We start from the raw sequence: 10,615 nt of genomic DNA, 5'->3' as shown, positions 1-10,615 counted from the left end.
ACTGGGAAATGCCCGACGGAGCTGCTTGGCCTTACGCTTGGCGTGAGCGATATTCGAAGGGACGAAGACGGGTGCAAACTGGACGGCTGCTGACATGGCTCGCTCCTGCGCGTAAGCGCAACGAAAGGCTTGTGCCGGCTCCAAGCCTCACAAGGGAACAAACCAAGTGATGTGTGGCAAAACGCGAAGCTTCTTCTCCAAGAGTTGTGCTACCGGCGCACACGACCAGAAGCGGGGCCGCGCGTAATTAAATCACGCTGCGCCTTGCACGCGCAAGCGCCGTCGGAAAACCTCCCTTCACGCTTGGCTTGGGGTGCGGCGAGACGACGGCCAGTTCCAGCAGAACGCACTTGCTCACGTAACGGCCGTTGAAATTTCGCACTTGAACTGCTACCCGGGCCTGCTATCTTGAAAGGGTGTAGCAGCCGGAATACGAGGCTGGATAAGGCTTTCGGGGAATCCGTCGCGAATCCCTGATTCGCCACCAAATCTCGAAAAGCCTTGTAGATCATCGATCTGCGAGGCTTTTCTCATTTTTGGCACCCGGGCAACAACTCCAGAAAACGACACACCTGGAGTTCGAACCCATGCCGTGTGTCCGCCTACCCTCCCATCTGCATCGCTCGCCGTACAGCGTCTACCCTTTCCGTCTAGTTCTGCCCGCCGCGCTCGCCGAAGCCGTCGACAGCCGAGGAGATCGCTGCGGCCGAGGCTGAAGCTGAGGCCGGCCGCAAGCTTCGGGAGGCCGCGGGCGCCAAGCCGCTCGGGGAATGCGTCCCGCTGTATCGGAGCACCAAGGGCGGCTCGCACCGCCGTCCCGAAAGGATTAACAGAATGGGCTTGCTCAAAGCGCCAGCGTCAATGTCTCGCAGGCTAGCTTGCTGCAACCATTGATTTGAACGATCCAGACTGCTCTATCCGCGATACCGCGTCAGATCTTGGACGCGCTGAGGGGAACCGTCCGCGCGACACCCCCGGCGCTCCCCCGGCGGAGAATTCCGATCGCGAGGCCCACGATGATCACCACGATCGACACCATTTCCACCGGCTGAACACGTTCACCGATGAGGGCGATCGAGGTCACGATCCCGAACACCGGAATCATCAGGGAGAGCGGCGCGACCGTCGACACGGGATACAACTTCATCAGCGAGTTCCATCCCCAATACGAAAAATGCGTCGCGAGATAAACCTGGAACACGAGCGAAAACACGGCAACGCTGCCCGCGTTGTGCCAGGTCGTCACGAACGGTTGTCCGCCCTCGACTAGCCACGCACCGACCAACATCGGGATGGGAGGAAAGAGACTGGCCCAGACCATGAACGAGAAAATCTCCTTCACGCCGGATTTCTTGATGATGACGTTGCCGATACTCCATGCCACCGCACTGAGTACGATCAGCGCAATGCCGAACACCTGATGCGCGCCTTGCTGCGCCAGGAAGATGCCAGCCAAGCCGATCAGCACGACAGCGGCACCGATCCATTGCGCCGGGCGCATGCGTTCGCGAAACAGCAGAGCACCCCAGAACATCGTGAAAAAGGCACTCAGTTGAATGATTAGGGATGCGATTCCCGGTGCCACGCCCGCGGCAATACCGTAGTTAATCGCACCCCACATGCCGATGCCGAATATCAATCCGTAGGCTGCGACGTAGCCGAAATTAACGGAAGGCCGGCGTACGAAAAAAACCAGTGGTATAGCCGCGAGCACGAATCTGATTCCCGTGAGAACGAACGGATCCATCGAATCCAGACCTAGCTTGGTAATAGGGAAGTTGATGCCCCATACGAAGGTGACGAGCAACGCCAGGGCAAGGTGCTTTTTTTCCATGATGGCTCCAGTGCAAGAAATTCGATTGGCGGGCGCGATGAGGTCGCTCCCGCCGCGCAGCGTTGCGCCTTCCTGCACACCGCTGCGGTTGCAGGAAGGCGCCCGCGTCTCGCTAGCGAAGCGCGAAGCGCTTTTGCAGCAATTAATAACGGATTGATCTTTCACCTGTGTGAGGTCGAGCCCGGAGCAGAAATGCTCGCTGGTGCTGTAAAGTACAGCTGCGCCAACATCATCGGGGATATTTGAAAATATTTCGCGAAGCTCGAACATCATCGACTTCGGCATCGCGTTTCGCTTTTTGGGGCGGTTTAACCCAACCATTAAAACGTTGTTCTGTCGAGACACCTTAAGAAAGGATTGACCTGTCAATTAAACCATCGCATTTTTTGGAATAGCGATACTACCGTGCAATCGAGCATGTTCAGTTGCGAAATCAGGCTTTCTTATTATAAAATTGGGCCAGCGGCATCTCATCGCGAAGCGCGCCAACGGCCGGGCGCGAAGCACCGATTGATCCAATGAAAATAGAGAGATTCGATTCGAACGATGGTCCCCATGCGACTGATGTCGCAGTGACGACTCGAACCTTTAAGGCAGGCGAGGTGTTCGCTCGCCACAGTCATGAGGAAGGACAATTCGCCTACGCAGCGACGGGCGGCATTTCGATGTTTACCGATGAGGGGAACTGGATCGTACCTACGCAGCGCGCGATCTGGGTGCCCGCGAGCGTCGGTCACGAAATGCATATGCACGGCCCCGTCACCATGTTCAATACATTCATTGGGCCGAGGGCGGCTCAGCTTGCGGCTTTGCCATCTCATTGCCAGGTTTTCGGCGTTTCTGCGTTACTGCGGCATCTGCTCGACGCGATGTTGGAACTGCCGGTAGATGCGGGTGCGAAACGCGCGCGACTGGAAGCGGTGCTACTCGACGAGATGAGCGAGATGCCGCGGCTTCCGTTCAGCGTGCCGTTACCCCAGGATCCGCGGTTGTCGCGTGCGTGTCGGCATATGCTCGACGCGCCAACACAGACGATATCGATCGACGAAATGGCAAGGCTGGCGAATGTCAGCCGGCGCACGTTCACGCGGCAATTCCGCGAAGCGACGGGTCTTAGCTTTGTGGCGTGGAGGCAGCACGTCTGCGTGCTCGAAGCCCTGTCTCGACTGAGTCAGGGGGCGAGCGTGAAAGATGTGTCGGTCGATCTGGGATATAGCAGTACCAGTGCTTTTTCCGCCGCGTTCAAACAGCTTCTCGGGGAGCCACCCGTTCGTTACTGTTCTCGATATCGAGCACTTGCGGTAACGGCTCGTTGAACGCAATCGCGATCCCGGGTCAACATGAACCAATACTGCACCCATTCTATTTAGACCCATTTCCAGCCGACCTCAGCCTCGGCAGAAATGGGTGTAAATGGGTGTCGAAATGATAATCGCCCCTCACCGCTCCGCATTGGCACTATGCGGTACCACCACTCGTCCGCTCGAGTGCGGTTGGAGCGGCACCATCGCCTCGATCGCCGTCCCTTCCCCCGGCGCACTGACGATAGCGAGCGTCCCACCCAGCATCGACACGCGCTCCCTCATCCCCGCCAATCCGAAAGACCGTTTGCGGATCGCCACCGGATCGAAGCCGCGGCCGTCATCGCAGACGCGCAACCTGCACGAGCTTGCGTCATGCTCGAGCGTGACGACGACATGTTGCGCGCGTGCGTGCCGGCGAACGTTCGTCAACGCTTCCTGGGCGATGCGAAACAAGGCAACGGCGTGATCCTCGGCCAGCGGCGGCACCTCTTCCGGCATCTGGAGCCTGCACGACGGCGGTTCGTTGTGCCCAAACTCCGCAACGAGCCATTCGAGCGCCGCTGCGATACCCGCATCGAGCACCGCCGGCCGCAACGACGACACCACGTCGCGAACCACCCGCATCGTCTGATCCGTCAGCGTCACGAGCTTTCGAACATGCTCGGCGAGCTCGGGGTTATCGGTGCCGAAGCGCAGTCGAAGCGTCGATGCGCCCATGCGAAGCGCCGTCAAATGCTGCCCCAGTTCGTCATGCATCTCGCGCGCGATGCGCTTGCGCTCCTCCTCGACCGCCGTTTCGCGCTTGGAGGTCAGCTCGCGCAACAATTCATAGGACTCGTGCACACGATGCTCGGCGTCCTTGCGCTCCGTAATGTCTCGCCAAATCGTCAGCACGCCCTGGACCGCACCCGCGGTATCGTACTCAGGCACCGCGTGCACGTACCAGCACTCATGTCGGTCATCGTGATCGCCCGAAAGCTCGAACTTCGCGGGCCGGCCGCTCACCATGATCTGCTTCAACCTCGCCTTGAACTCGCGCGCGGCGCCGCGCGGCGCGCGCGGCAAGCTCCCGGCGCTGCCGCCGATCAGCTCGGCGGCTCTGATGCCGCTCGCGCGCTCGAACTCGGGGTTGACATACGTGCGCCGGCAGTTCCGGTCATACCGGGCGATCGGGTCGGGCGCATTTTCGGCGAGTGTCCGAAATGCGCGTTCGCTGTCTCGCAGCGCCCGCTCCATGAGGCGCAAACGTGTAATGTCCCGTGCGAGACCCAGCACACTGATGACCTCTCCTCCGGCGCTTTTCTCGGGAATGTAGCGCACCTCGAAGATGCGCTCGCCTTGGGGCGTCGCCCATTGGACTTCGGCCTCGTTGGGCTCTTTGCTGATGAAAGCGTGGTGGACCGCGGCAATATGGCGCTGCTTCAAGTCCGCGTCGTCGTTCGCGGCGAACTCGAACGGACGCCCACCGGCCGCTGCCCGCCGCGCACTCCCGAATGCGGCGGAGACGGCCGGATTGGCGTAGATCACTTGCCCGGCGCTATCGAAGCGCGCAATGAAATCGGGCAGATTTTCGGTCAGCGTGCGAAACAGTTGTTCGTTGCGTTTGAGCTCGTCGATATCGCGGCAGATGGCAAGAACGCTTGCCACCGTCCCGTCAGGCGCCAGCTCCGGCACCATGCGCATATGCCCCCAGCGTAGCGCGCCGGAACCGTCGCGAAACCGCATTTCGTCGGTGATCTCGTTTCCCGTTTCGAGAACGTATCTGAGCTGCGCCATATATCGGCCGGTATCGACGATGGGCGACAGTTCCGCGGGAGATCGACCGATCACGTTCGGGGCAAAGTTGAGCAACGCCGGGTTGACATAGGTGCGGCGCAAGGCGCGATCGTAGCGGGCGATATAGTCGGGCGAATGTTCGACGACGGCGCGAAACGCCTGTTCGCTCGCATGCAGTCTTTCTTCGGCATTGCGCCATTCGGTAATGTCGCGCCCGAGCGCCAGCGCGCCAATGACCTCTTTCGCGGGCCCGCGCTCGGGAACGATGCGGACATGGTGATGGCGGACGGTCCCGCTCGGATCCGCCAACGACATCCCCAGTTCCTGCGGCGAGCCCGATGCAATCACCTCGGCGAGCCGTTGATGAAGCACCGCGAGCGTTTCGCCCGGATGATGCTCGCTCGGCGTTTTTCCGAGCAGCATCTCCAGCGGGTGGCCAAGCGTGGCCTGCAAAGCCGAGTTCGCGTAGACGAGACGGCACTGGAGATCGTAACGGCAGATGACGTCCGGGCTGCACTCGGCGAGCCGGCCAAATTGCGCATCGAGTTCGACCTGGGTCGAGAGCAGCGATTGCGTCTGCTCCCGCGCCTTCAATTGCAAGAGCCCATCGAGACGCGTCAGCTGACGTTCGAGACGATCGGCCCGCTCCTGCAGGGCGGCATTATTTCGTTTCAATTCCTCGAGCAGGTTCGAAACGGGCGAATGGGTGGGGGTTCGACTCATGCGTCACTTTCTCCGCGTCCCGACGGATCGCTAACGCAGGCATTGGGGAGGCAAGACTGGCTCGAGTGAGACTTCCCGAGCACCGGGCCAAGCGCCCCTGCGTCCCGCCTACGGCCCGCTTGTACTTTGCGCCGATCGTCGTCATAGCGGAGTGTACACGCGTCGTTAAAACGGCCCGCCCCCTCGCGTGACCTGGGGGGCATACTCAACCGTCATGATCGCTTCGTCGCCGAGCATGTCCGCCATCGATACCTGCATATGCAAACGCCCGGGCGAAAGCGGATTGGCGTCAACGCATTTCATTGCTTCGAGCAGCAGCGCCAATTCGTCCCGCCGCGGATCCTCGGCAGACATCCGCGCGAGCCGCTCGGTCCCGCGGCCGATCAAGTCCGCATCGGTCGCCCGCGTGCCGATCTCGATCAATTGTCCGTGCGTCAGGGTTCGGTCAGCGTCGAACGCCTCGACTACCGCGATGCTCCCGGCGTAGATCGCCCGATAGCCGGGACCTTCGGTCGGGATGCGATCGCGTATCGTTTGAACATCGGGCAGTTTGAACCTCGCCAACGTCGGCCGATCGACCAGGTCTTCGCGTAACAGGTACTGAATCCCCTCGTCCCAAAATCGTTTATGCCAAGCAGCCGACCCAATGTCATCGTAATACTCGAGGCTGCACATCTGCGCGGAGGTCGCCGGCTCGATCTTGGCTAACGGTTCATCGTCACGTTCGCCCCACTCGCCGACCAATAGCGAGCGACGGACATAGCTTTCGTGAAACGAGCGGGCGGTACAAACAATTTCGTTCTGATCGACGACGGCAAACATCTGACACTGCATGACCATGGCGGCTGCCTCCTCGCGGCTCACGTCCCCCGCTTTCACGGCATCGCCGAGCATCTCGTACCACTTGGCCCGCTCGCGCTCCGACGCGTGATGAGCTGTCCCGGCCGTAAATATCTTCGCCACCCGAAGCTCGAACGGGTCGAAATGCGCATTGCGCGCCGCATGTCCGTAGCGTTGCAAGGTGTGCGGTACGAACGGAGGTTTGCGGTCGCTGCCCACGTTCCAATCGTGGCGATAGCCCACCGCCTCATAGAAGTCGAGGCCCAGGCTCGCCAGTCGCCCGGGAAAGGGTTCGCCGAGCGCGGCGCAATAAGCGAGGAAATTTGCGCCGGCCGCCCGGCCAACCCCCGCACAGTGTTGCGCGTCGTGTTGAAAACCGGGGCCTTCGTACCCCACTTCGCTCCTGAACGACGCTGCGCATTCCGGTGCCCGGGCAGCAAATCCCGTTGCCCAATGCGCGTCGTCGGTCGTCTTGCGGCCAGTGGATTCCAGCGGTGCCCTGGAGAGCGAAATCTTCGAAGCATAGGCGGCAGGCAGCGGCGGGCGGCCCCCACTCGCAGGGAAAAGATCGATGCGTACCGGTCCTGTAAGCTCGGCACGCCTCGCCAACGCGCCTTGGCTCGTACCCCGGAAATGCGGAAGCTCGCTCAGCGCAGCCGGTCGCACGGCCGGCGATCCCGGTTTGACGACCTCTTTCGAGGCCGCATCGTCGGCAGGCCGATTGACGTTGTTATCCGGAGTGCCTCCCAAGCCCCGTATCGAAGAATCCATGTGACAGAGATACCCGTGACGAAGGGAAATCGATGCTATGAGAACGCCGCCGCACGTTTGCGTCGAGAGGCGAAGCAGCGAGAGGCAATACGAAAAGTGGACTAGCCGCGGCCGATGGTTCGAACGCCGCAGCGCTTATCGACAACCGGCCGCGTCGGGAGGTTTCGAGCTGTGGCAGTGGCAGCGGCTGCGGCTGCGTCACGCATGCGCGACGGCCATGGCGACGCGATTGCGCCCGCCGCGCTTGGCAGCGTAGAGCGCGTGATCGGCCTCTTCGACGAGCAGCTCGACGCTCGCCGCACCCTCGCGCACCGTCGCGCAGCCGACGCTGACGGTCACACTCAGCCGCACATCCGGCAGCACGATGCCATCGCCGGCAATCGCTTGACGAATGCGCTCGCCGGCCGCTCGCGAGCCGGCCGGATCGCAATGCGGAAGGATCACCATGAACTCCTCGCCGCCGTAGCGCGCGAGCACGCCCGTGTCACCGATCTCGTCCGCGACGGTCGCGGCGATCCGCCGCAATACGGCGTCGCCGGCCGGATGGCCGTACGTATCGTTGACGTGTTTGAAGTGATCGATGTCGAACAGCAGCACGGAAAACACCTCGCCGCTCGCCTGCCAGGCGCGATACTCGCCTTCGAGGCGCCGTATGATGTAACGCCGATTGAACAGGCCCGTAAGCGCATCGCGCTCGGACGAATCGCGCAGCGCTTCGAGCGCCGCCTCTTTTTCTCGCCAGGCGGCGGCAAGCTCCGTAACATCGGCAATCGTCACGCAGACAGCCACGACCTGGCCGTCTTCCATGAGCGGCATGAACGCGCAATCCTGCTGCATGCGGTCGAACGATCCGGTGATCGGGCAATCGTGTTCGAACGGCAGCAGCCACGGCCTGTGTTGCCACGACGAGAACGAGCCGCTGTGCAGCAGGAACACGGTATCGAACTTGCGCTTGAGCCAGGCATGCGGCAGATCGGGAAAGCATTCGAAGATGCTGCGTCCGCGCGCGGCCTCGGCGCAAACGCCGCTATGCTCGGACATGAAGCGATTCCACATCACGATGCGATAGTCGCGATCGACGGCGAAAATCCCCAGCTGAACCCGCTCGAGCGCAAGCTCGGCAAGCCGGGCGGTATCGGGCATTTCCATTGACTGCCTCTGCCTCGAAGACGTCGTCAGAGATTGGCGAGGAATCCGTCGAGCGCGGTGACCAGCGCCTCGACCGCCTTCGCCGTCATCAGCGTCAACAGGTGCGATCCGAACACGCCATCTTCCGTCTGCAAGGTCACCTCGAGCAGCAACGCCCTGTCCCATGGCAGTTTCGACGGGTTGAGGATGTCTTCGAGATCGAGATGCGCGCCCATCACGCGCGGCGGCGTGAATGTCGGTACCTGCCCGATCTGCTCGAACAGGCCCGTCAGGCAGGCCCCTGTGATGAGATTGGCGACGTCGGACAACGCTTCGATATCTTGCTCGTCGGCCTCCTCGGGCGACGCGAGTTCAGACTCGTCGGCACGGAAGACGAACTTCATGTGCGCCGCGCCTCGGCTATCGAACAGCGATATGGCTTCGCCGGCTATGTCGCAGCGAAAGCTTTGGCGCAGCGCCGTGACAGGCTCGGTGAAGTCGAGCATGTCACGCACGGCGGACGGCAGCGAAACGGTGTCAACCATGCGGATGCGCGGCACGGAAAGATGAATGAACCGGCCCAGCAATGCAGCCAGTCTCGCCCCGGCCTGCCCCATCCCGATGTTGGCGATTTCCTGAAGCGCGTCGCGCCGGTCGCCGCTCAAGATCGCGTCACTCATAGAGTCCATACTCTTTCAGGATGGGCAACAGCTTTTCGCTAGAAATGGGTTTTTCGACGAAGGCGACGGCACCCAGTGCCTTCACACGTACTCGCGCTTCGGGCTGGATATCGGCGGACACGACGATGACGAAGCTGTCGAGTCCTTCCGCACGCACCGTTTCGAGGACATCGAAACCCGTCATGCCCGGCATCGTCAGATCCAGAAACATGATCGAAGCGCGCCCTTCGCGGTATGCCGCGATGGCGTCGGAGCCGTTCGACGCCTGAGACACATCGATATCCCAGGCGTCCGGTAACGCGTTGATCAGCAAGCGGCGGGCGAGCGTCGAGTCGTCCACCACGAGTACAGGCAATCCCATGGCCGTCATTCCTTTGTAACTGAAGGCAATAACGGCGGGGTAAATTACTTTCTGAAGTGCTCCATAACCCGAGGGTAATAGAATAATCCGCAAACGATTGCGGACATTATCATTCAACCGTTTGAAACGCACCCCGTTTTTAATTGATTTAAATCAAATGGGGCTGGCGTTTCGGGTGCTAGGCGCGTGGCGCGTCATCCGCGAGGTACGCCCGGATCACATCGACGAAGTCGCGGTCCCCGATAAACCCAAGCGATTCCGCACGCGTCGTATCCCACCGTCCAGGCCAACTGCCGACGATGCGCTCGATACGTTCGTCACGCCGATAAACGACGCGCGCGGCAGCGGCGTCGCCTGCCACCTCGCGCAACGCTTCGATCATCTGCGCGGCGCTGACGGACAAGCCCGGCAAGTTGACGATCGGCCTTTCTCCAAGCAGCGACGGATCGAGCGCATAACCGTGCACCAGGGCCTCGATCGCGGCGCGCGGCGAAAGCAGCCACAAGCGCGTCGCCGGGTCGACCGGCAACACGGCGGTCTCGCCGGCCAACGGCTCGCGCACGATACCGCTCGCAAACGAGGACGCCGCGGCATTGGGCCGCCCCGGCCGCACGCTGACGGTCGGCAAACGCAGCACCCGGCCGTCGACGAAGCCGCGGCGGGTGTAATCGGCGAGCAGCAGCTCGGCGACCGCCTTTTGCATCCCGTATGAAGAGCGCGGATCGAGCGCGGTGTCGTCGCGCACGATTTCCGGCAGCGCTCCACCGTAGACTGCCACCGAGCTCGTGAACACGACGCGCGGACGATGTCCCCGTGCGCGGCATACCTCGAGCAATTGGCGCGACGCGTCGAGGTTGATTCGCATGCCGAGATCGAAATCCGCTTCCGCCTGACCGCTCACGATCGCCGCCAGATGAAAAATCGCGCAAGTGTCCGGTTCGATTGCGTCTTCCAGCACGCGCCGCTCGGCAATATCGCCGACTACGCTGCGCACGCGCGTATCGCCCGCGCTCGGAGCGGGGACGACATCGAGCAACGTCAATTCGTCGATGGGTTGGGTGCGGCCCTCGCAACCGGGCAACGCGCCCTCATCGAGGAGCCTGCGCGCGAGCCGTTGACCGAGAAAGCCCGCACCTCCGGTGATCAGTACCTTCATCTGGAATATTCCTCGTCGTCCTGTTTCAGTTCGTCCGGCATC

General features: G+C 61.7%; 8 protein-coding genes. 1 reads left to right on the top strand and 7 read right to left on the bottom strand.

Annotation, left to right across the window (positions count from 1 at the left end):
* Window positions 1-931 precede the first annotated feature (931 nt).
* Window positions 932-2,179, bottom strand: coding sequence for an EamA family transporter (locus VGL01_RS23975; protein WP_331573828.1), 1,248 nt, complete (start codon window positions 2,177-2,179; stop codon window positions 932-934).
* Window positions 2,180-2,352: 173 nt separating this feature from the next.
* Between VGL01_RS23975 and VGL01_RS23970 the strand changes: the two genes are divergently transcribed.
* Window positions 2,353-3,150: a helix-turn-helix transcriptional regulator gene (locus tag VGL01_RS23970; RefSeq protein ID WP_331573827.1), complete on the top strand. Its 798-nt coding sequence runs from the start codon at window positions 2,353-2,355 to the stop codon at window positions 3,148-3,150.
* Window positions 3,151-3,273: 123 nt separating this feature from the next.
* Here VGL01_RS23970 and VGL01_RS23965 read toward each other — a convergent pair whose 3' ends face one another.
* From VGL01_RS23965 to denD, 6 genes are all read right to left on the bottom strand, one after another.
* Entirely contained in the window at window positions 3,274-5,637 is a 2,364-nt protein-coding gene (locus tag VGL01_RS23965) for a PAS domain-containing sensor histidine kinase (protein WP_331573826.1), read from the bottom strand.
* A gap of 165 nt (window positions 5,638-5,802) precedes the next feature.
* Window positions 5,803-7,227 (bottom strand): hypothetical protein, encoded by a 1,425-nt coding sequence (locus VGL01_RS23960; RefSeq protein ID WP_331573825.1) that lies wholly within the window; start codon window positions 7,225-7,227, stop codon window positions 5,803-5,805.
* A 219-nt stretch (window positions 7,228-7,446) separates the two neighbouring features.
* A complete protein-coding gene (locus tag VGL01_RS23955; RefSeq protein ID WP_331573823.1) occupies window positions 7,447-8,397 on the bottom strand; it encodes a diguanylate cyclase in 951 nt (316 codons plus the stop codon).
* A gap of 26 nt (window positions 8,398-8,423) precedes the next feature.
* Complete coding sequence (locus tag VGL01_RS23950; protein WP_331573821.1) at window positions 8,424-9,056, bottom strand: chemotaxis protein CheC; 633 nt, start codon at window positions 9,054-9,056, stop codon at window positions 8,424-8,426.
* Window positions 9,049-9,417 carry a response regulator gene (locus VGL01_RS23945; RefSeq protein ID WP_331573819.1) on the bottom strand — a complete coding sequence of 123 codons (369 nt, stop codon included), beginning with the start codon at window positions 9,415-9,417 and terminating at the stop codon, window positions 9,049-9,051. Before VGL01_RS23945 ends, VGL01_RS23950 begins: the two co-directional genes overlap by 8 nt.
* A gap of 178 nt (window positions 9,418-9,595) precedes the next feature.
* Window positions 9,596-10,573, bottom strand: coding sequence for a D-erythronate dehydrogenase (gene denD, locus VGL01_RS23940; RefSeq protein WP_331573817.1), 978 nt, complete (start codon window positions 10,571-10,573; stop codon window positions 9,596-9,598).
* Window positions 10,574-10,615: the final 42 nt, after the last annotated feature.

The sequence above is a fragment of the Trinickia sp. genome, assembly GCF_036503415.1.
Lineage (GTDB): Bacteria > Pseudomonadota > Gammaproteobacteria > Burkholderiales > Burkholderiaceae > Trinickia.
The sequence above is the reverse complement of the archived record's forward strand: the minus strand, read 5'-3'. Positions and strand labels throughout refer to the sequence as shown.